The sequence below is a fragment of the Brenneria nigrifluens DSM 30175 = ATCC 13028 genome (genome assembly GCF_005484965.1).
Lineage (GTDB): Bacteria > Pseudomonadota > Gammaproteobacteria > Enterobacterales > Enterobacteriaceae > Brenneria > Brenneria nigrifluens.
Genome location: NZ_CP034036.1, coordinates 3,228,434 through 3,249,480, shown reverse-complemented (window position 1 = coordinate 3,249,480; position 21,047 = coordinate 3,228,434). Strand labels below are relative to the sequence as shown.

Annotated in this window: 23 protein-coding genes and 1 riboswitch; of the genes, 19 read left to right on the top strand and 4 right to left on the bottom strand. The window is 59.4% G+C overall.

Translation table 11 applies throughout. The annotated features are described in order from the left end of the window. Positions 1 to 539: 539 nt before the first annotated feature. The 5 genes from EH206_RS15145 (at position 540) to EH206_RS15125 (ending at position 4,159) form a co-directional block, all read left to right on the top strand. Complete coding sequence (locus tag EH206_RS15145) at positions 540 to 1,442, top strand: sugar phosphate nucleotidyltransferase (RefSeq protein WP_009113702.1); 903 nt, start codon at positions 540 to 542, stop codon at positions 1,440 to 1,442. Positions 1,443 to 1,728: 286 nt separating this feature from the next. Then, positions 1,729 to 2,085: a helix-turn-helix domain-containing protein gene (locus EH206_RS15140; protein WP_009113701.1), complete on the top strand. Its 357-nt coding sequence runs from the start codon at positions 1,729 to 1,731 to the stop codon at positions 2,083 to 2,085. Beyond that, complete coding sequence (locus EH206_RS15135) at positions 2,082 to 3,365, top strand: type II toxin-antitoxin system HipA family toxin (protein WP_232216512.1); 1,284 nt, start codon at positions 2,082 to 2,084, stop codon at positions 3,363 to 3,365. Before EH206_RS15140 ends, EH206_RS15135 begins: the two co-directional genes overlap by 4 nt. A 168-nt stretch (positions 3,366 to 3,533) precedes the next feature. Beyond that, positions 3,534 to 3,866, top strand: a complete 333-nt coding sequence (locus tag EH206_RS15130) for a type II toxin-antitoxin system RelE/ParE family toxin (RefSeq protein WP_009113699.1) — start codon at positions 3,534 to 3,536, stop codon at positions 3,864 to 3,866. A gap of 2 nt (positions 3,867 to 3,868) precedes the next feature. Next, entirely contained in the window at positions 3,869 to 4,159 is a 291-nt protein-coding gene (locus EH206_RS15125) for a helix-turn-helix domain-containing protein (protein ID WP_136163856.1), read from the top strand. Positions 4,160 to 4,416: 257 nt separating this feature from the next. On the opposite strand, the gene EH206_RS15120 is transcribed toward EH206_RS15125, so the two are convergent. Next, positions 4,417 to 4,947 (bottom strand): plasmid pRiA4b ORF-3 family protein, encoded by a 531-nt coding sequence (locus tag EH206_RS15120; RefSeq protein WP_232216511.1) that lies wholly within the window; start codon positions 4,945 to 4,947, stop codon positions 4,417 to 4,419. Between the two features lie 248 nt (positions 4,948 to 5,195). On the opposite strand from EH206_RS15120, the gene gndA reads away from it, so the two are divergent. Further along, positions 5,196 to 6,602 carry an NADP-dependent phosphogluconate dehydrogenase gene (gndA, locus tag EH206_RS15115; RefSeq protein ID WP_009113697.1) on the top strand — a complete coding sequence of 469 codons (1,407 nt, stop codon included), beginning with the start codon at positions 5,196 to 5,198 and terminating at the stop codon, positions 6,600 to 6,602. 338 nt (positions 6,603 to 6,940) lie between these two features. After that, complete coding sequence (locus tag EH206_RS23090) at positions 6,941 to 7,111, top strand: hypothetical protein (protein WP_009113696.1); 171 nt, start codon at positions 6,941 to 6,943, stop codon at positions 7,109 to 7,111. An 83-nt stretch (positions 7,112 to 7,194) separates the two neighbouring features. On the opposite strand, the gene EH206_RS15110 is transcribed toward EH206_RS23090, so the two are convergent. From EH206_RS15110 to EH206_RS15100, 3 genes are all read right to left on the bottom strand, one after another. After that, entirely contained in the window at positions 7,195 to 8,055 is an 861-nt protein-coding gene (locus EH206_RS15110) for a GHMP family kinase ATP-binding protein (RefSeq protein ID WP_009113695.1), read from the bottom strand. Continuing rightward, positions 8,048 to 9,121 carry a threonine-phosphate decarboxylase CobD gene (cobD, locus tag EH206_RS15105; protein ID WP_009113694.1) on the bottom strand — a complete coding sequence of 358 codons (1,074 nt, stop codon included), beginning with the start codon at positions 9,119 to 9,121 and terminating at the stop codon, positions 8,048 to 8,050. The genes EH206_RS15110 and cobD overlap by 8 nt, the downstream gene beginning before the upstream one ends. A 99-nt stretch (positions 9,122 to 9,220) precedes the next feature. Continuing rightward, on the bottom strand, positions 9,221 to 10,279 hold the full coding sequence (locus EH206_RS15100; RefSeq protein ID WP_009113693.1) for an NAD(P)-dependent alcohol dehydrogenase: 1,059 nt from the start codon (positions 10,277 to 10,279) through the stop codon (positions 9,221 to 9,223). A gap of 240 nt (positions 10,280 to 10,519) precedes the next feature. After that, positions 10,520 to 10,697, top strand: a riboswitch (cobalamin riboswitch). 129 nt (positions 10,698 to 10,826) lie between these two features. Here EH206_RS15100 and EH206_RS15095 point away from each other — a divergent pair. The 12 genes from EH206_RS15095 to EH206_RS15040 are packed head-to-tail and all read left to right on the top strand — an operon-like array spanning position 10,827 to position 21,040. Beyond that, the gene (locus EH206_RS15095; RefSeq protein ID WP_009113692.1) at positions 10,827 to 12,239 is read left to right on the top strand and encodes a cobyrinic acid a,c-diamide synthase CobB; all 1,413 of its coding nucleotides are present in this window, start codon (positions 10,827 to 10,829) and stop codon (positions 12,237 to 12,239) included. Further along, positions 12,236 to 13,201: an adenosylcobinamide-phosphate synthase CbiB gene (gene cbiB, locus EH206_RS15090; protein WP_009113691.1), complete on the top strand. Its 966-nt coding sequence runs from the start codon at positions 12,236 to 12,238 to the stop codon at positions 13,199 to 13,201. The genes EH206_RS15095 and cbiB overlap by 4 nt, the downstream gene beginning before the upstream one ends. Before the next feature lie 16 nt (positions 13,202 to 13,217). Beyond that, the gene (locus EH206_RS15085; RefSeq protein WP_009113690.1) at positions 13,218 to 13,850 is read left to right on the top strand and encodes a cobalt-precorrin-8 methylmutase; all 633 of its coding nucleotides are present in this window, start codon (positions 13,218 to 13,220) and stop codon (positions 13,848 to 13,850) included. Further along, positions 13,847 to 15,013, top strand: a complete 1,167-nt coding sequence (gene cbiD / locus EH206_RS15080) for a cobalt-precorrin-5B (C(1))-methyltransferase CbiD (RefSeq protein WP_009113689.1) — start codon at positions 13,847 to 13,849, stop codon at positions 15,011 to 15,013. The genes EH206_RS15085 and cbiD overlap by 4 nt, the downstream gene beginning before the upstream one ends. Then, the gene (locus EH206_RS15075) at positions 15,010 to 15,612 is read left to right on the top strand and encodes a cobalt-precorrin-7 (C(5))-methyltransferase (RefSeq protein WP_009113688.1); all 603 of its coding nucleotides are present in this window, start codon (positions 15,010 to 15,012) and stop codon (positions 15,610 to 15,612) included. Before cbiD ends, EH206_RS15075 begins: the two co-directional genes overlap by 4 nt. Further along, positions 15,602 to 16,171: a decarboxylating cobalt-precorrin-6B (C(15))-methyltransferase gene (locus EH206_RS15070; protein WP_009113687.1), complete on the top strand. Its 570-nt coding sequence runs from the start codon at positions 15,602 to 15,604 to the stop codon at positions 16,169 to 16,171. The genes EH206_RS15075 and EH206_RS15070 overlap by 11 nt, the downstream gene beginning before the upstream one ends. Next, a complete protein-coding gene (locus EH206_RS15065) occupies positions 16,164 to 16,973 on the top strand; it encodes a cobalt-precorrin-4 methyltransferase (RefSeq protein ID WP_009113686.1) in 810 nt (269 codons plus the stop codon). Before EH206_RS15070 ends, EH206_RS15065 begins: the two co-directional genes overlap by 8 nt. Further along, entirely contained in the window at positions 16,954 to 18,024 is a 1,071-nt protein-coding gene (cbiG, locus tag EH206_RS15060) for a cobalt-precorrin 5A hydrolase (protein ID WP_009113685.1), read from the top strand. Before EH206_RS15065 ends, cbiG begins: the two co-directional genes overlap by 20 nt. Continuing rightward, a complete protein-coding gene (locus EH206_RS15055; protein ID WP_009113684.1) occupies positions 18,018 to 18,743 on the top strand; it encodes a precorrin-3B C(17)-methyltransferase in 726 nt (241 codons plus the stop codon). Before cbiG ends, EH206_RS15055 begins: the two co-directional genes overlap by 7 nt. After that, the gene (locus tag EH206_RS15050) at positions 18,740 to 19,531 is read left to right on the top strand and encodes a cobalt-precorrin-6A reductase (RefSeq protein WP_009113683.1); all 792 of its coding nucleotides are present in this window, start codon (positions 18,740 to 18,742) and stop codon (positions 19,529 to 19,531) included. Before EH206_RS15055 ends, EH206_RS15050 begins: the two co-directional genes overlap by 4 nt. A 1-nt stretch (position 19,532) precedes the next feature. Continuing rightward, a complete protein-coding gene (cbiK, locus tag EH206_RS15045; RefSeq protein WP_009113682.1) occupies positions 19,533 to 20,327 on the top strand; it encodes a sirohydrochlorin cobaltochelatase in 795 nt (264 codons plus the stop codon). Continuing rightward, a complete protein-coding gene (locus tag EH206_RS15040; RefSeq protein ID WP_009113681.1) occupies positions 20,324 to 21,040 on the top strand; it encodes a cobalt-factor II C(20)-methyltransferase in 717 nt (238 codons plus the stop codon). The genes cbiK and EH206_RS15040 overlap by 4 nt, the downstream gene beginning before the upstream one ends. The last annotated feature ends 7 nt before the right edge of the window (positions 21,041 to 21,047 follow it).

Here is a 21,047-nt window from a genome sequence, read left to right as displayed (position 1 = left end):
ATGGATTGATACGCAAAGACATGCTAGCCCACGCGCTAAATTGCTTACTGGATCTATTCAGAGAACGTATCCTGCCGTTCGATACTGATGCTGCGCGCTACTATACCGATTTAGTTGTTACAGCGAAGAACGGCGGAAGAGGATTCCCCACGCCTGACGGATATATCGCAGCCATTGCGGCTTCTCGAAAATTTATTGTGGCATCCCGTGATACATCCCCTTATGAAGCCGGCGGCGTGAAAGTGCTCAATCCTTGGGCTAAGTAGAAAAAAGTACGGTTAGATAATCATAATTCAGCGGAAAATATTCCGGCACGGCGGCTCTACCCAACACCTTATCCCCCCACCGAACTGTTTGATAAAGACGGCTTCTTAACTTTGGAACGCGGTTAAACACCGGCACCAGAATTGTCCGATGTAGCGGAAAAAACCTGTCGCCGCGATCGCTTTGCTCAAGATTAGGTGTAATCTTAATGTCATGCGTGACACAGAGGTTACTGTGTTACCAAGTGAAAACAACCTGATGAAGAGAATCCATTCATGACATCATTGAAAGCCGTTATCCCTGTTGCTGGTTTAGGGATGAATTTGTTGCCGGTGACCAAAGCGATCCCGAAAGAAATGTTGCCGTTGGTCGATCGTCCGGTAATTGAAAAAATCGTTAACGAGTGCGCCAATGCGGGTATCAAGGATATTGTGCTGGTTACCCATGCGTCTAAAAATGCGATTGAAAACCACTTTGATACCTCCTTCGAGCTCGAATCCCTGTTGGAAGAGCGCGCCAAGCGGCAACTGCTGGCAGAGGTTCAGTCCATCTGCCCGAAAGGCGTCACCATCATGAACGTGCGGCAGGGTGAAACCCTGGGCTTGGGCCACGCGATTGCCTGTGCGAAACCGATTATTGGCGACTCCCCGTTTGTGGTGGTGTTGCCGGACGTGGTGCTGGATGAGAACACCGCCGATCAGACCAAAGATAATCTGGCGTTGCTGATTTCGCGTTTTGAACAGACGGGGCGTAGCCAGGTATTGGTAAAACACCGTCCTTATGAAGTCTTGCCGGAGTATTCCGTGGTTGAATGTGACAAGCCGCTGGTCAATGCGGGCGATGCTTCAGCCATTACCTCGATGGTCGAGAAACCGGAAGCGCCTTCTGTCGCGGGTTCGGATCTTTCGGCGGTCGGCCGCTATGTGTTGACCGCGGATGCCTGGCCGCTGCTGGCAAAAGCCGTGCCCGGCGCCTGGGGCCGCATTCAGCTTACCGATGTTATTGCCGAGTTGATCCACACCCAGCAGGTTGATGCGGTGCAGATGGCGGGCAAAAACTTTAACTGCGGCCGTAAGCTGGGCTACGCGCAGGCGTTTATCACCTATGGTTTGCGCAACCCGGATTTCGGGGCGGCATTCAAGGAAAGCATTAAGGAGCTGTTAGCAAAGCAGGCCTGATTTTTTAATTTCCGCTCTCTTCGCGTAGCGTTTGCCGCGTAGACCTTTCTGTTATTTCCGCATTCCTTCTGTGCAGGTGAGAATCTCTCCTGCACACACTCGGTCCACGGATGTCAAATCCACAGTCACTTTCTTTTAAACGCCGCGTTTAAACCTTTTATTGCCATTTATCATGCATAAAAGATTTATTTGAGGCTTTTATGCATTTTGGTTAATATGTGTTCTCTTGCATAAGGGAGCTAAAAAAACCTCTTATGGCATTAAATGTGATGTTGGAGGTATATTTATGTCTCTTATTTTTTTTACTGAGTCCGAGTTGTTGACTGAACTGGGGCAACGTTTACGTGAGCATCGTTTACGACAAAATATCCGCCAACGCGATCTGGCCTCTCGAAGTGGTATTTCTGAATCCGCGCTGAAAAGACTGGAGAACACCGGACAAGGCACATTGCTTAATTTTATGAAGGTCGCATTTGCCTTGCGTCTGGAAAGTGAGCTTACGAGTCTTTTCAAGATGCAGCCAATCAATATTGCACAACATGACGCACTCAAAGTGCCAGTGCGGCAACGCGCTAAATCTCCTTATAAAAAACCTATAGCGGCGGGCATTGTTCGATCCAGTGAGCGTAAAAGGAGTGAATGATGAATAATCAGGGAAGCTTGTTTCAGCCGTTGAGTCACTTACAGGTGGTTTACCGTGGTTGGGGAGAGGAGTGGGTTCTGGGGCAATTGGCTGAAAGTACGGCGCGTGGACGGTATCTTTTCGAATATACGCCCGAGGCACTGGAGCATAAGATTGAGTTTTCTCCTTATAAATTACCTTTAAGCCCGGTAACTTACTCGTCGTTCGAACATTTTCAGGATTACATTCCAGGTTTTATCGCCGATTCATTGCCGGACGGCTGGGGCTTATTGCTTATGGACAAGTTTTTACGGCGTCATGATATCGAACCTGGTCATATTTCTGTGTTCGATCGTCTGGCATTACTGGGTATCAATACCATGGGGGCGCTGACCTATGAGCCTAAACACCCTTTACCTGATGATGGACAAACAGAGGAAAATATTCGGACACTGATACAGTTAGCGCAACAGATTCACAGGGAAGTCGATGGAAAAGACTCTGATGCGCTGCGTGAACTGATTCAATTGGGAGGATCTCCTCAGGGGGCGAGGCCAAAAGCACTGGTCGAATACGCTCCCGGTTCTGGTCGGATGGCGACAATGCCCTTTGAGGGAAGCTATTCCTGGCTGATGAAATTTCCCGCCGCCGGGGAAAAGCCCTCTGTTTGCGCACTTGAGTATGTGTATGCAGAAATTGCCCATCGAGCTGGAATCGTTATTCCAGAAGTGCATTACTTTAATCTTGGTTCTGGTCTGGCTGCCTTTGGTATACAGCGTTTTGATCGCTTCAATCGTATGCGAATCCCTGTTTTGAGTATGGCGGGGGCTTTACACGCCGATTTTCGCCAGCCTTGTATGGATTATACGGACATTTTGCGGGCAACGGCCTATATGACTCGTTCTGTCGCGGAGCGGGAAGTGCAGGCAAGGCGGATGGTATTTAATGTGCTTATGCATAACCGGGATGATCATGTAAAAAACTTTGCATTTCTTCTTAATGAGGAAAAGAGCTGGGTGGTATCGCCAGCTTTCGATCTTACGTTTGCGGAAGGGCCAGGTGGGCAACATCAAACGTCTGTCGCCGGTTATGGTACGAACATTACTCGCAAATTGCTGATGAAAGTGGCCGCCGCCGCTGATATTGCGCCAGTTAAGATGAGGGCGATAATTGAAGAAGTCGAAACTGTTGCGGCGAATTTTTACCGCATTGCTATGCAGTTAACGGATGATATTCCCAATGCCGAGTTGAAACGGGTCACCGACGTTATTAACAACAATCTTGTGTGCCTTGGTAAATAGCCCACCTTAGGTCTACATAAAATTATCAAAAAAGATAATTTTGTATGGACCTTTTTGCCATCAGATGCAGATCCCCGCCTTTGCCTCACATAGTTGAGTAGGATTGAGTTCTTGAGGTAATAGGTGTACGATACTTTTATACGAAATTTTGTATAAGGCGAGTGCGGGATGCACAAAAAAATAAGCTTTATTGACAGCAGCCTTGACGCTCTCCGAGCGTTCCCTGATGAGCCCCGACAGGAGATAGGGTATCAGCTAGCTAAAGTGCAACAGGGATATGATCCTGATGACTGGAAACCTTTTACAACAGTCGGGTCTGGCGTAAAAGAGATTCGCGTAAAAGACCAGTTCGGCATTTACAGAGTGATGTATGTCGCTAAATTTGAAGAAGCTGTGTATGTGCTTCATTGTTTTCAGAAGAAAACTGAAACTACCAGTACCAAAGATGTGCAACTTGCAAGAAAGCGGTATAAGGCGCTGATACAGGAGAGAACGAAATGACCATCCAGATTCAGACTTTTGACAGCGTATGGGATGCTATAGGCGATACTGTTGAGCAGGCTGAAAATATGAAGATCCGCGCGCAACTGATGCGTGTGCTGACGGACTTTATCGTTCGAAAAGAACTCTCTCAGGCAGAAGCTGCTCGTACACTTGGCATAACCCAACCCAGGGTTTCCGAACTGGTGCATGGTAAAATTCACCTTTTCAGCATTGATAAGCTGATCTCCATGATGGCTACAGCGGGTATCCATATAGCTAATATTGAAGTGACCGAAGGCGTTGTTGCGTGATGTTTATAGGCGCAGACGGTTTCCTCCAAAATATATTTAACATTATGATATTAAATATAATTTAAGTATTTAATCCGCTTGCATCCGGCGTAAGAAATTGCGCCGATGACATCGCGTCAGCGGCGTGATTTCAGCCAGAGACTCGGGTTTGTTTGGAACTGCAGCAGGGCGCGGATTTTCGACGCCGAGCCGCCATCGGGAAGGTCCCTGCCTACGACCGCAGGGACGACGGGAGAGGTCATAAACGCCGGAAGCCCCTAGCCGAACCACGTCTGGTAACGGTCTCTCGTCCAGCGCGTGTAGAGAAGTAAATTGTCGTTCACCTCGCCGGGGTCAAATTGCTCAAAAATATCCGGCGCAATCTCGAGCAGTTCAGCCGGAATGCCCAACCATTCCAATGTTTCTTCATAGTCTTTATGGGCGGGGTTCTGAAGAATACCGAGCAGGTTTTCATAGCCGGGTATGCCGCCGCAATCTTCTGGCGGGCAAACGCGCTCTCCATCCAGGCAAAATAGCCAACCATCAAACTCGTCCGGTTTGTAGTCGCTATCTTCCAAAATGATTTCGTGTTCCCAACCGTCGCCAAAATCATAAAGGTAAGTCAGGGTGTTGCTTTTGCGTTTCAGTAACTCGTTAAGGCGATAGAAACCTTCTTCTTCCCCTTGTTCCGGCTGTTCGGTAAAACGTTTTTTGCCGAAGGAAAACTGATGAAGGTGGTTGTCTTCCCATCCCATCACGATTTGCAGCACGTCATGCAGCCGATCGAGCGTAATGGAAGAGGGAACCACGAAGCGTCGCCAGATGGCGGGGGTTCACTCCGCGAAGACTGACTTTAAGCAGATAAAATCTTATATCCATGGATGCCTCCTTTCTGGGTATAAAAAGGTATCGAAAATAGTATGGTAACCATGAGCGGCTATCAAACCAATCACTATTCACCCGCCGCAAGCTGAGTTACCATGTTGGCCTGCTTTTAATTGCCTGCGGGGATGATGATCGCGGCAGGCAGGTTACCTTTCAGACGGGAGTTGCTTTAATGTCCAAACAGCAAATTGGCGTTGTCGGTATGGCGGTGATGGGGCGTAATCTGGCGCTGAATATCGAAAGCCGTGGCTATACCGTTTCTATTTTTAACCGCTCGGCAGATAAAACTGACGAAGTCGTTACGGAAAATCCGGGTAAAAAACTGGTGCCTTATTACACCGTTGAAGAGTTCGTTGCATCCCTGGAAAAACCGCGCCGTATTCTGCTGATGGTTAAAGCCGGAGAGGCGACCGATAAAACCATCGCGTCGCTGAAGCCCTATCTGGAGAAAGGCGATATCCTGATCGACGGCGGCAACACCTTCTATAAAGACACCATTCGTCGCAATCGCGAGCTGTCCGCCGAAGGGTTTAATTTTATCGGCACCGGGGTTTCCGGCGGTGAAGAGGGCGCGCTGAAAGGGCCTTCCATCATGCCGGGCGGTCAGAAGGAAGCCTATGAGCTGGTGGCGCCGATTCTGGAAAAAATCGCCGCACGCGCTGAAGGCGAAGCCTGTGTAGCCTATATCGGCGCCGACGGCGCGGGTCACTATGTGAAAATGGTGCACAACGGTATCGAATATGGCGATATGCAGCTGATTGCCGAAGCCTATGCGCTGTTGAAGCAGGCGCTGAATCTGGGCAACGAAGAACTGGCGGCCACCTTCTCCGAGTGGAATAACGGAGAACTGAGCAGCTATCTGATCGAAATTACCGCCGATATCTTCACCAAAAAAGATGAAGACGGTAACTATCTGGTTGACGTTATTCTGGATGAGGCGGCGAATAAAGGCACCGGTAAATGGACCAGCCAAAGCTCGCTGGATCTGGGCGAACCGCTCTCTTTGATCACCGAATCGGTGTTTGCCCGCTACCTCTCTTTCCTGAAAGATCAGCGCGTGGCGGCATCCAAAGTGCTGACCGGGCCGGCGGCCAAACCGTTCGACGGCGACAAGGCCGAATTCGTGGAAAAGGTTCGTCGCGCGCTGTATCTGGGTAAAATCGTCTCTTACGCGCAGGGTTTCTCGCAGTTGAAAGCCGCATCGGAAGAAAACGGCTGGCATCTCAACTACGGCGAGATCGCCAAGATTTTCCGCGCCGGCTGTATTATTCGCGCCCAGTTCCTGCAGAAAATCACCGATGCCTACCAGCAGAAAGCGGATATCGCCAACCTGCTGCTGGCGCCGTATTTCAAGCAAGTGGCGGACGAATACCAGCAGGCGCTGCGTGACGTGGTGTCTTATGCCGTTCAGGCGGGTATTCCCACCCCGACCTTCTCGGCGGCCATCGCCTATTACGACAGCTACCGCTCCGCGGTATTGCCCGCCAACCTGATTCAGGCCCAGCGCGACTACTTTGGCGCGCATACCTATAAGCGTACCGATAAAGAAGGCGTATTCCACACCGAGTGGCTGGAATAACCCCCCGATATTCGTTCCCGCTTCCCGCGTCCCTGTCTCTTTACCGCCGTTCCTGCGGTAGTAGGCAGGGACCCGCATTTGATGGGCGCGCGGCGCCGCCCACCGATAAAATCATGTTCCCGACCATCCATATCAACCGCCTGCAAAAGCACTCATAGCCGCTGCCCGCCGGCGCGGTTTTCCCGTTTTATCAGTAAGCCGTCCGTATCGTGACAGGAATAAGTAGGCGAATGTAACCAACTGTTTATTTGCTTCTTTTCAGGAAGATTCCGCATTGCCTGCTTATTGGCGGCCTCCTATGATTCGCCTGGTGAAGTCCCAATAAAACAGAGGTAAATATGAGTCGTATTTTTAAAATCATCGGGGTTGTTGCTTTGATTACCGCACTAAGCGGTTGCCTGTTTCCGCCTCCGGGCGGCGGTGGCGGTCATGGTGGTGGTGGTCATGGCGGCGGCGGTCCGCACGGCGGCTTCCAGGACGTACATCGCGGCCAGGCAGGCCCGCGTTAATTTTTGTTGTTACATAACGGACAAACGCCGGATGACGATATCGTTATTCGGCGTTTTTTCGTTGTCTCCGCCTATTCTCCCCATCACCGCACACCGCCGGCGACCATCGACAACAGATGCTGAACGGGGTAATGGCGGGTAATGCCCCGCTGGCGCAATTGCCAGCGCAGTTTGTCCACATCGTGATAACGACCGTCGAGCAACAATCCCACCACGCTGCCGCTGTGCGCCACGTTCAAGCCGTAAATGCCGCTGGTTTCGACCAGATCCAACAGATCGCCAAAGGCGGGCTTGGGCAGCGTCCGCTGACTGGCGCCGGCGCTGATGACGCAGGCTTCTCCCAGCCCGTGGGGCTCCCGCCGTTCAACCGCGCGGCGGAACCGCCGCCAGGCGCGCTCCAGCGCGTCGGCATTGTCCAGCAACGCCTGCCGGCGATCGCGGCGGTGAAAGTCAAGGGTGTTAAGGGTCAGCGGGCTTTCCAGCAGCAAAATATCCATCCGCGGCTGCCAGTCGCAGGAAATCGCCGTGGCGGCGGTTTGATGATCGAACAGCGTCAACTGGCGAAACAACGTGCTGTCGGTCGGTTCCAGCCGAACGCAGAGTGCGGCAAGGGCTGCTTCATCCAGCGTTTGTCCGATATGGCGGGCGGTTGCCAGCGCGGTGGCGGCCAGATCCGCCGTGCTGCTGGCCATGCCTTTGGCGACGGGGATGGTGGAGGAAAAATCAATATGCAGGCCGCGCCCGCCGTCCGCGGGCTGGCCGAAGTGCGCGAGCACCGCTTGCAGCATGCGGCGCATGCGCGGGCGCTCGGTTAATCCGGGGGCGCCGTCCGTTACCGCGACTTCGCTGAACCAGTCTACCGGGCAGGAGATCAGCTTTTCGCCGCCGAGGATCCACCCCTGGAGCAGCTCGCCGCAGGACGCCGGGCAGCGCGCTTCAGCCATCAGCGAATATCCGGCGCAGCGCGGCGACCAGCCGCCGGTTGTCGGCGGCGCTTTTGACGGCCGCCCGGTAATGGTCGGCGGTCAGCCCCGGATAGTTGGCGCAGGAACGGATAAGAATACGCTGTTCCAGCAACGCCCGTTGCAAATCGGTCTTCGGGCGCCGACAGCGCAGAAAAATATAGTTGGCCGCCGGCCGCCAGACCTGCAGCTCGGGCATGGCGGCCAGCTCCCGGTAAAGCCACGCCTGCTGCCGCGCCAGCCAGCGGCGGGTGGCGGCGATATAGGGAGCGTCGTCCAGCACTATCTCTCCCGCCAGCGCGGCGAAGGCGTTGATGGTCCAGGGTTCCCGCGACCGTTTCATGGCAGCAACGGCCGCCCGGTCGCCGCTCGCCAGATAGCCGAGGCGCAGGCCGGGAATGGCGAAAAATTTGGTCAGCGAACGCAGGATATACAGTTGGGGGAAAGCGGATAATTGCGGGATAAAGCCCGCTTCCCGCGGCAGAAAGTCGATAAAGGCTTCATCGATAATCAAGGCGGTATGGCGCAGCCGGCAGCGTTCGGCAACGGCCTGTAGCAGCCCGGCGTCCGGCATCAGTCCGGTGGGGTTATTTGGCGTGGCGATAAACAGGCAGTCGTAGCGGGCATTGTCCAGCGCGCTCAGCAGCCGGACGTCGGGTTGAAAACCGTCGACTTCTTCCATGACATAGTCGTCAATCTCACAGCCGACGCGCTGCAAGGCGCGCCGATATTCCGCAAATCCCGGCGTCAACAGTAACGCCCGCCGTGGGCGCAGGTATTGCACCACGGCATAAATCAGTTCGGTGGCGCCGTTTCCGGCGATAATATTGTCGGCGGCGCAGCCGTGAACGCGGGCCAGCGCCGCGTGAAGCGCCCGATACGCCACATCGGGATAACGCTCGGCGCGCTCAAGCTGGCTGACAATCGCGGCCTTCAGCGCGTCGGGCATTCCCAACGGATTGATATTGGCGCTGAAGTCAATAATCTCACCGGCATCCAGGCCGATTTTTAATGCCATCTCCAGCACATTGCCGCCATGTTCGCTCATTACGCCCTGATATCCCTGCAATAACTATGGATGCCAGCGTACCATAAACGGCGGAATGGCGGCTAGGTTGCCCGCGGCGCCGGGGCGACGGACGAGAGGTTAAAAGCTGGCTTTCAACGACGCGATATCGATAACAAAGCGGTAGTGCACGTCGCTTTTCAACATACGCTCATAGGCGGTGTTGATGGACTGTATATCGATCATTTCAACGTCGCAGGTAATGCCGTGCTCGGCGCAGAAATCCAGCATTTCCTGCGTTTCCGCAATCCCGCCGACCAGCGAACCGGCGATCGACTTACGTGCCATCACCAGCGCGCCGCTGTGCACCGTCGGCTCAATGGGTTCAAGCAGACCCATCAGGATCAGCGTCCCGTCGCGTTTCAGCGTGCTCAGGTAGGGGTTAAGGTCGTGCTGCATCGGCACCGTATCCAGAATAATATCGAAGCGGTTGGCGACCTCTTTCAACTGCGCCGCATCGGTAGAGATCACCACCTGGTCGGCCCCCAGACGGCGCGCTTCCTGTTCTTTGCCCGGCGAGCGGGTGAACAGCGTGACGTCCGCGCCCATCGCTTTGGCGAACTTCAGCCCCATATGACCCAGACCGCCGAGACCGACGACCGCCACCTTGTCCCCCGGCCCGACGTTCCAGTGCTTCAGCGGCGAGTAGGTGGTAATGCCGGCGCACAGCAGCGGCGCGGCGGATTTCATATCCAGCTTGTCGGACATGCGGAGCACGAACTTGTCCGATACCACAATCCGTTCCGAGTAGCCGCCGAAGGTCGGCAGGCCGTCGTGGCGATCAACGCCGCCGTAGGTGCCGGTCGGCCCTTCAACGCAGTACTGTTCCAGCCCATCTTCACAGGCGTCGCAGCTTTGACAGGAGTCCACCATACAGCCGACGCCCACCCAGTCGCCCTCTTTAAACTGCTCCACCAGCTTGCCGACGCTGACCACCCTGCCGACGATTTCATGACCGGGAACCACCGGATAGCGGCTGTTTTTCCACTCGTTGCGCGCTATATGAATGTCGGAATGGCATACGCCGCAGTAGACGATATCGATCGTCACATCGTTGTCCCGCGCATCGCGGCGCACGAACTGATGGGGCACCAACGGGCTGCTCGCGTCGAGAGCAGCAAAACCACGTATATTTTGCATTACAATTTTCCTCTTTGTTTTTGCACCATATCAAGAGATTGAATTGAAAACTCAGTATGATCTGGCGGTAATGATCCACGTAATTTAGCCAACAGCCGGGTCAACAAGTACCTCTGCGCCCGTTCTGAGTGAATAAAGTAATAAATAGTAAGAAAAACAGCAAAAATACAATTATCGCCGTCAGGTGAATGTCGCAATGGAGCATCAGAAACGTTGACGCATAGGAGTTGTGGTATTGGACCCGCCGCGTCGTCAGTTAGTTCAATGATAACCCATTACGACCGGGAAGGAGGTGCGAATCCTCCGCAGCCCCCGCTGCTGTAATGCCGACAAACTCGTTAATACCACTGATCGACCGATCGGGAAGGAACGGGGGAGGATGACGCAGAGCCAGAAGACCGACCTGACGATAACGCCCGCAGCGACCGGCGTTAACGGCGATTCAACTCTTTCGGCGGGAAATGAGTTGTCATCCGATACGCGCGGCGGCGCTGCGTTCGCGTGTCCCGTTGACAGCGTATTTTCCGGCCAGCACGTCGGGATTCGTATGCCATGTTCAGATAAGCAAGGGCCAGGTAGCCAAGGGCCGGATAAAAAAGCGTTTGTTATTGCCGGCACCGGCAGCGGCTGCGGTAAAACCACCGTGGCGCTGGGGATCCTGCGGGCGCTGATGCAACGCGGATTAGCCGTACAGCCGTTTAAAATCGGGCCGGACTATCTGGACAGCGGCTGGCACAGCGCCGTGTGCGGGGTGACGTCGCGCAATCTTGACGCCTTTATGCTCCCGGCGGCAACGCTCAACGGCCTGTATAAACAGCACCTGCGCCATGCGGACGTGGCGGTAATCGAAGGGGTGATGGGGCTGTACGACGGCTACGGCACCGATCCCGACTATTGCAGCAGCGCGGCGATGGCGAAACAGCTGGGCTGTCCGGTGATTTTGCTGGTGGACGGCAAGGCGGTATCCACCTCGGTGGCGGCCTCCGTGATGGGCTTTTGCCGTTTCGATCCGGCGTTGAATATCGCCGGCGTGATTGTTAACCGCGTTAACTCGCCGGGGCACTATGAGCTGCTGCGCCACGCTATCGAGCGCTACTGCGCCATTCCGGTGCTGGGCCGCCTGCCGGCGATGGAGGACGCGGCGCTGCCTTCCCGCCACCTCGGCCTTATTCCCGCCCGGGAACAAACCCATAACGACCTGCGCTGGCAACGTCTGGCCCGGCAGGTGGAGCAGACCATTGAGCTCGACCGCCTGCTGGCGCTGTGCGCTATCACCACCTTACCGGCGGGAGAGCCGCCGGCATTGCCGGATGCGGCTTTGGCGGACGGTCTGACGCTGGCGCTGGCGGACGACGAAGCCTTCAATTTCTACTACCAGGATAATCTCGACCTGCTGGAGCAGGCCGGGGTGCGCCTGCGCCGTTTCAGCCCGCTGCACGACCGCCAACTCCCGGATTGCCAGATGATCTATATCGGCGGCGGTTACCCGGAGATCCACGCCGCGCGGCTTGCCGCCAATACCTCGATGCATGCCGCCCTGCGGGATGCCCACCGCCGGCGGATCCCGCTGTATGCCGAGTGCGGCGGACTGATGTATCTGGGCGACGAACTGATCGACGCCGACGGCCGACGGCACGCCATGGCGGGCATTTTGCCCGGCGTAAGCCGCATGGGAAAACGGCTTACCCGCTTCGGTTACTGTGAGGCGCAGGCAGGCCGCGACACCTTATTGGCCGCCCGCGGCGAGGTGCTGCGCGGCCACGAATTTCATTACTCCGATTTTTCCACCGCGCTGCCTCCGGCCTTCGACTGCGCCAAATGGCGCGACGGCGCGGTGGTCCAACGGTGGCAGGGCGGTTACCAGCTCGACCAGACCTGCGCCAGCTATCTGCATTTGCATTTCGCCCAGCGGCCGGGATTGCTGAACCGCTGGCTGCGCTGCGCCAGGAGCCTGCTATGACGCTGAGCGCCTGGTTTTGCGCCTATTTGCTCGACTGCTGGCTGGGGGACCCGCCCCATTGGCCGCATCCGGTGCGCTGGATCGGCCGGCTGATTTCCCGGCTGCAACGCGGCATTCGCGCCCGCTGTCGCGGCGAACGGGCGCTGAGGATCGGCGGCGGAGTGCTGTGGCTGGCGGTGGTCGGGGCGACCGGCGCGCTGAGCTGGGGCGTGTTGGCGCTGCTGACGGCGCTCCATCCGTGGCTCGGCTGGCTGGCGCAGGTATGGATGATTTACACCCTGCTGGCGGGGCGCTGCCTGAGCGACGCCGCGCTGGCGGTGCACCGGGCATTGCGTCACGGCACGCTGGAAGAAAGCCGCCGCCAGCTGTCGTGGATCGTCGGGCGGGACACCGCGCGGCTTGAAAAACCGCAGATAACCCGCGCCGCGGTGGAAACCGTGGCGGAGAACAGCGTCGATGGGGTGATCGCGCCGCTGTTTTACCTGCTGCTCGGCGGCGCGCCGCTGGCGATGGCCTACAAGGCGGTGAATACCCTCGATTCCATGGTGGGCTACAAAAACGCCCAATACCGCGCCATCGGCTATGTGTCCGCCCGGATGGACGACCTGGCCAACCTACTGCCGGCGCGGCTGAGCTGGCTGCTGCTGAGCGCCGCCGCCTGGCTGCTGCGCGCCGACTATCGCCAGGCGTGGCGTATCGGCTGGCGCGATCGCCGTCAGCACGCCAGCCCCAACTGCGCCTGGCCGGAAGCCACCGTGGCCGGGGCGCTGGGCGTACGACTGGGCGGTCCCAATAACTATTTCGGCGCGCGGGTGGAGAAACCCTGGATAGGTGATGCGCGTCGGGAGATCGCGCTGGATGATATCCCGCGCAGCATCCGGCTGATGCAGGTCGCCTCATTGCTGGCGCTGCTGCTGTTTAGCGGCGTCCATCTTCTGCTGGCGGCCGTATGGACGGCATAGAACAAGGAACAGGCTTATGACTTACCTGCGGCATCCGCAACAGATTGAGCAGCAAAGCATGGCGATCATCAGCGACATTATCGCCCGCGAGCGTCCGGACTACCGTTTCGCGGATGCGGCGCAGGAAGCGGTGATCAAACGGGTGATCCACACCACCGCGGATTTCGACTGGCTGGACGTACTGCGCTTTGCGCCGCAGGCGCTGACGCGCATCGCCGACGGCCTGCGCGCCGGCTGCGTGCTCTATACCGATACCACCATGGCGCTATCGGGGATCAATAAAACCCTGCTGGCGCGGCTGGGCTGCGAATGCCGCTGCTTTATCAGCGATCCCCGCGTGGTGGCGCGGGCGCAGGCGGAGAGCATCACCCGCTCGATGGCGGCGGTGGATATCGCGCTGGATGAACCGGGCGACAAGCTGTTCGTCTTCGGCAACGCGCCGACCGCGCTGTTCCGTTTATTGGAGCGGCGGGCGGCGCCGCTGGCGGTGATTGGCGTGCCGGTGGGGTTCGTCGGCGCGGCGGAGTCGAAAGAGGCGCTGATGCGCAGCGGGCTGCCGTGCATCGCCGCGGTGGGGCGCAAAGGGGGAAGCAACGTGGCGGCGGCGATCGTCAACGCCATTTTGTACCGTATCCGGGAGACGCTGTGAAAAACGATCCGCAAGACTTTGATTTGCAAAACATCGGCGCGCAGCTGGATACGGTATGGCACAAGGGCAGGCAGTACCGTAAAGGCTACACCACCGGTTCCTGCGCCACCGCCGCGGCGAAAGTGGCGGCGCTGATGGCGCTGCGCCAGCAGGTGATCGATCAGATCTCCATCGTCACCCCCTCCGGCGTCACGCTGTATCTCAACGTGGAGCAGCCGCTGATTGAAGGCCAATGCGCCACGGCGGCGATCCGCAAGGACGGCGGCGACGACGTGGACGCCACCCACGGCATGCTGATCTTTGCCCGGGTGACCCTGCGCGAGCACGGCGATATCCATATCCGCGGCGGTGAAGGCGTCGGCACCGTGACCCGCAAAGGCATCGGCCTGCCGGTGGGCGGCGCGGCGATCAACCGCACCCCGCTGCAAACCATCGAAGCCGGCGTCCGTGAGGCGATCGGCCCGGCGCGCGGCGCGGAAATAGAAATTTTCGCCCCGGAAGGCGAGGAGCGGGCCAAAAAAACCTATAACGCGCGGCTGGGAATTCTCGGCGGTATTTCCATTATCGGCACCACCGGTATCGTCACGCCGATGTCGGAAGAGAGCTGGAAGCGTTCGCTGGCGCTGGAGCTGGAAATGAAGCGCGCTGCCGGCGAGGACAGGGTCATTCTGGTGCCCGGCAACCACGGCGAGCGCTTTGTGCGCGAGCATCTGGGACTCGACGCGCAGCGGGTGGTGACCATGAGCAACTTTGTCGGCTATATGTTGCAGGAAGCGGTGCGGCTTGGCTTCCGCCAGGTGACGTTGATCGGTCATCCCGGCAAGCTGGTGAAAGTGGCGGCCGGCATTTTTCACACCCACAGCCATATCGCCGACGGGCGGATGGAAACCCTGATCGCCCATCTGGCCCTGATGAGCGCGCCGCATGATTTATTGCTGGCGGTGAACCAGTGCGACACTACCGAGGCGGCGATGGAGCTGATCGCCGAGCGCGGCTTTCAGGCGGTGTACCCGCGTCTGGCGCAGCGGATTTGCCAGCGGGTGGACGAGATGCTGCGTTTTTCCGCCGCGCCGCCGCGCGTCGATGCCGTGCTGTTCGCTTTCGATAATTGCGTGCTGGGAACCAACCGCCCGCTGCCTGAGATTCTGGAGGCGCTGCGATGATCGCGGTGGTGGGCATCGGACCCGGCGCGCTGGCGCATCTGACGCCGGAGGCGCAGCGGGAGATTGCGCGCGCCGAGGTATTGGTGGGCGGCGCCCGGCATCTGGCGCTGTTTCCCGCTTTTGGCGGCGTTACCCGGCGGCTGGACGCCGATCTGCCCGCGCTGGCGGCGTGGCTCGGCGGGCAAAAACACCGCCGGGTGGTGGTGCTGGCCTCCGGCGACCCGCTGCTGTATGGCATCGGCAAGCTGCTGTGCGCCCATTTCAGCGCGGCCGATCTGCGCCTGGTGCCCGGCATCAGCGCGGTGCAATACCTCTGTTCTCGCGCGGCGCTGGATATGAACGATCTCTATCTTACCAGCAGCCACGGCCGCGAGCCGGATTTCGACTGGATTTTACAGCACGACAAGGTGGCGATGGTGACAGACGGACGCATCGGGCCGCGCGCCATTGCCGACGCCATCCTGCAACGCCGGCTTACCCGCACGCTGATTATCGGCGAGAACCTCTCCCTGCCGGATGAGCGCATCCACCGCCTGCAACCGCAGGCGGTGGCGCAACGCTATGACATGAATGTGGTGGTGATCCTCAATGAAAGATGAAGAATTTTTACGCGGCCAGCGCGTCCCGATGACCAAAGAGCCGGTGCGCTTACTGGCGCTGGAACGGCTGGAACTGGAGGAGGCGGCGTTGCTGATTGACGTCGGCGCCGGAACCGGCAGCGTGGCGCTGGAGGCGGCGCGGCGTTTTCCCCGGCTTCGGGTCGCGGCGATTGAGCGCAATGCGGCGGCGCTGGCGCTGATTGAGGAAAATTGCCGACGCTTCGGCTGCCGCAACGTGGGGATTATCTCCGGCGTCGCGCCGCTGCCGCTGGAGGTCATGGCCGATGCGGTGTTTATCGGCGGCAGCGGCGGCAGGCTTACCGCGCTGATTGACTGGGCGCTGGCGCATCTGCATCCCGGCGGCCGTCTGGTGCTGACCTTTATCCTGCTGGATAACCTCAACCAGGCGCTGGCGCATTTGGGGCAACTGCCGGTGAACGCCCTGGAATGCGCGCAGTTACAGGTTTCCGCGCTGACGCCGCTGGGCGACGGCCATTATTTTAAACCGGCCAACCCCACCTATCTTATTTCTTGCCGCAAGGAGGCAAACCATGCCTGAACAGGAAAGCATCACGCCTGACGTGAGCAACGCTAAAAACTTTGATACCCGCAAGGTATGGTTCGTGGGCGCCGGGCCCGGCGACCGCGAATTGATTACGCTGCAAGGCTATCGCCTGTTGCAGCAGGCGGACGTGGTGATCTACGCCGGGTCGCTGATTAATACCGAATTGCTCGACTACTGCTCGCCGCAGGCGGAATGCCACGACAGCGCCGTGCTGGCGCTGGGCGACATCGTCGCGCTGATGGTGGACGGCGTGCGCGCCGGCAAGCTGGTGGTGCGGCTGCAAACCGGCGATCTCTCGCTGTATGGTTCGATTCGCGAGCAAGGGGAGGCGCTGGCGCAACAGGATATCGGCTTCGTTTCGGTGCCGGGCGTCAGCGCGTTTCTGGGGGCGGCCGCCCAGCTCGGGGTGGAGTACACCGTGCCGCAAGTGGCGCAGAGCCTGATTATCACCCGCATTGAGGGGCGCACGCCGATGCCGCCGCTGGAGCAGTTGGAGGCGTTTGCCGCGCACCAAACCTCGATGGCGATTTTCCTGTCGGTGCAGAATATCGACGGGGTGGCGGCACGGCTGATCGCCGGCGGCTACCCGGCAACCACGCCGGCGGCGGTGGTGTACAAGGCCACCTGGCCGGAAAGCCGCACGGTGCGCGGCACGCTGGCGGATATCGCCGAGCAGGCGCGCGCCGCCGCCATTCAAAAAACCGCGCTGATTCTGGTGGGCGCCTTTCTCGGCGATGAGTACCACTATTCCCGGCTCTATGACGCGGAGTTTAGCCATGAATACCGCCCGGCCTGAGTCGATAGCGCTGTTCTGTCTGACGCCCGGCGGCGTACGTCTCGCCCGGCGCATCCGGGCGCATATGCCGCTGACCTGCTTTACCAGCGAAAAACTGCTGGAACCGGGATTTATCGCCTTTGACGGCAGCTTCGCCGACACCCTGCGCGCCGCCTTTCACCACTACGCCGCGCTGGTGGTGATCGGCGCGACCGGCATCGCGGTGCGGGCGATTGCGCCGCTGTTAAACGACAAGCTGACCGACCCGGCGGTGGTGGTGATCGACGAACGGGGACAGCACGTTATCAGCCTGCTCTCCGGCCACATCGGCGGCGCCAACGCGCTGACCCGCCGTCTGGCGGATCTGCTGGGGGCCGAGGCGGTGATCACCACCGCCACCGATGTCAACCAACTGGCGGCGCTGGATACGCTGGCCGCGGAGCTGGAGGCGGAGCTGGCGGATTTCCGTGCGGCGGTAAAAACGGTGAACCAGATGCTGGTCAGCGGCCGGCGCGTCGGGCTGTGGTGGGACGAGCCGCTGCTCGGCGAGCGCTCGCGCTGCGATGTGCGCGGGTTTATCCCGGTGGCGCGTCTTGATGCGCCGCCGCCGTTGGACGCGCTGGTATGCGTCACCCTGCGCGACCGGCTGCCTGAACCGCCGCTGCCGGTTTTCAAGCTGGTGCCGCGCCGGGTGGTGGCGGGCATCGGCTGCCGGCGGAACACCGCGCTGCAAACGCTGGAGGAACTGCTGTCGAGTCAGCTGGCGGAAAACCGCCTTGATCCCCTGGCGCTGCGGGCCATCGGCAGCGTCGAGATTAAGCGGGACGAAACGGCGTTGCAGCAACTGGCGCAGCGCCGCGGCGTGCCTTTTACGCTGTTCGGCGTCGATGCGCTGCGTCCGCATGAACGGCGTTTTCCGGCCTCCGAATTTGTGCGTCGCACGCTGGGCGTCGGCAGCGTTTCGCAACCGGTGGCCTGGCTGATGAGCGGCGGCAACCTGATTGGTCCTACCCTGCGTCAGCAGGGGGTCACCATTACTTTGGGAATAGCTTGGGGAGTAGCGCAATGTTAACCGTAATCGGCATCGGGCCGGGCAGCGAAGCCATGATGACGCAGGAAGCCATTGCGGCGATTCAGCAAGCGGAAATCGTGGTGGGATACAAAACCTACACCCATCTGGTGAAACGCCTGACCGGCGACAAGCAGGTGATCAAAACCGGCATGTGCAAAGAGATCGAACGCTGTCAGACGGCCATCGATCTGGCGCTGTCCGGCCGCAACGTCGCGCTGATCAGCAGCGGCGACGCCGGTATTTACGGCATGGCCGGGCTGGTGCTGGAACTGGTCGGCCAGCAGCGTTTGGATCTTGAGGTGCGGCTGGTGGCGGGCATCACCGCCAGCATCGCCGCCGCGTCGCTGCTGGGCGCGCCGCTGATGCACGATTTCTGCCATATCAGCCTGAGCGATCTGCTGACGCCGTGGCCGGTGATTGAAAAGCGCATCGTCGCGGCGGCGCAGGCCGACTTCGTGATCTGTTTCTACAACCCGCGCAGCCGCGGCCGCGAAGGGCATCTGGCGCGGGCGTTTGCTCTGATGGCGCCCTGGACGGCGGTGCAGACGCCGGTCGGGGTGGTCAAGGCGGCCGGACGCAAGAAAGAAGAGAAATGGATCACCACCTTCGGCGCGATGGACTTCACGCCGGTGGATATGACCAGTCTGGTGATTGTCGGCAATAAAACCACCTACTGCCGCGACGGGCTGATGATCACCCCCAGAGGCTATGAACTGTGAGCGACCCGGCGATCCATATCTTCGGCGGCACCAGCGACGCCCGGCTGATTTGCCGCGCGCTGGACGCCGCTGGCGAGCGCTACCGGCTTTCCGTCGCCACGGCGACGGGCGAACAGCTGGCGGGCGACATTGCGGGCGAGGTGGTGGTCGGGCGCATGGATGCGGACGCCATAACGGACTACCTTGCCGCGCGGCGGGTGCGCTGGGTGATTGACGCCTCGCACCCCTACGCCGACGCGCTGCATCACAACGTGGCGGCGGCCTGTCGCCGTTTATCCCTGCCGCTGACCCGCTATCAGCGGCCCAGCGACATTGACGCCATCGACCATCCGCTGCTGCACAAGGTGGAGAGCCTTGACGCGGCCTGCGCCGTCGCCCGTTCGCTGGGGCCGCGCGTACTGCTGACCACCGGCAGCAAGGAACTGGCGGCCTGGCGGCAACGGCTGCCGGAAAAGTACCTGCTGGCGCGGGTGTTGCCGACGGCGGCGGTGCTGGCGCAGTGCGAGGCGCTGGGGCTGGGGGTGGAGCAGATTATCGCCCAGTGCGGGCCGTTCAGCGCCGAATTTAATCAGGCGCTGTATCGACACTGTCGGCCGGACGTGGTGATCACCAAAGAGTCCGGCGCGCCGGGCGGCTACCGGCAAAAGGTGGCGCCCTGTCTGGCATTGAATATTCCCTGCATCGTGGTGCGCCGCCCCGCGGCGTCGGCGGACGCGCAGGAACAGGTCGCCACGCTGGAGGCGTTTATCCGGCGGCTGGCCGACTGGCAGAGAGAACGAGGAAAATAGCATGAAAAAAGCACTGCTGATTATCAGTTTCGGCACCAGCTACCCGCAAACCCGGCAGAAGAACATTGACGCCTGCGAGCGGCATCTGGCGGCCGCCTACCCCGAACGGGAGCTGTTTCGCGCTTTCACGTCGGAAATGATTATCCGCAAGCTGCGGGAGCGCGACGGTCTGCGGGTGGATAACCCGGCGCAGGCGCTCAACCGGCTGGCGCAGGCGGGCTACCAGGACGTGGCGCTGCAGTCGCTGCATGTGATCAACGGCGATGAGTATGAAAAGGTGGCTACGGAGGCGCGGGCGTTTGCGCCCCGTTTCCAGCGGTTGGCGCTGGGCGCGCCGCTGCTCAGCGGCTTTGATGACTACCGGCAGATAATGACCGCGCTGCGCGGGCAGATGCCGCCGCTGGCCGCCGATGAGCGGGTGGTGTTTATGGGGCACGGCGCCAGCCATCACGCGTTTTCAGCCTATGCCTGCCTCGATCACCTGATGGCGTCGCAGCAGTTTCCCGCGCTGGTGGGGGCGGTGGAAAGCTATCCGGAAATCGACCATATCATTCTGCGCCTGCAACAGCAGGAAGTGCGTAAGGTTCACCTGATGCCGCTGATGCTGGTGGCGGGGGATCACGCCATCAACGACATGGCGTCGGATGAGGAGGCGTCGTGGAAATCACGGCTGGAGGCGGCGGGGATCGCCGCCCAGTGCTGGTTGCAAGGGCTGGGGGAAAACCCGCAGATCCGCGAGATGTTCGCCCGGCATCTTGACGCCGCGCTGCGCCGCAACGACCGGGAGGCGGCATGACGCGCGGCAGGCTGTACGCCCTGGGCGTCGGTCCCGGCGCCGCCGATTTGATCACCGTGCGTGCCGCCCGTCTGCTCGCCACCCTCGATATTCTGTATGCGCCGGCGGGACGCAAAGGCGGAGACAGTCTGGCCTTATCCATCGTGCGCGAGTATCTGGCGCCGGCGACGGAAATCCGCACCCGCCATTTTCCCATGCGCGCCGAAAACGACGAAAAAGAAGCGGTGTGGGACGAGATGGCGCAACGGCTAACGGACGACGTCGCCGACGGCAAGCGGGTGGGTTTTATCACCCTGGGGGACGCGATGCTGTTCAGCACCTGGGTGTTCCTGCTGGCGCGGATTGGGCGGCAGCCGTGGCTGGAGATTGTGCCGGGGGTGACCTCCTTCGCCGCCATCGCCGCGCGCGCCGCATTGCCGCTGGCGATGGAAAAACAGTCGCTGGCGGTGATGCCTTGCACCGCACCGCCGGCGCAGTTGGAACAGGCGCTTATCGCCCATGACTGCGTGGTGCTGATGAAGGTCTACGGCCATTTCGCCGCGCTGCGCGAGCTGCTGGCGCGGCTTGATCTTTTGGATCACGCCCTGCTGATGTCCGACGCCTCGCTGCCGGGCGAACGATGCTGGCGCCGTCTGGATCAGGTGGGCGACGAGCAGAAATTACCCTATTTCTCCACCATTCTGGTGAATAAATCCTGGCGTTCTGAGGAGTAACCAATGG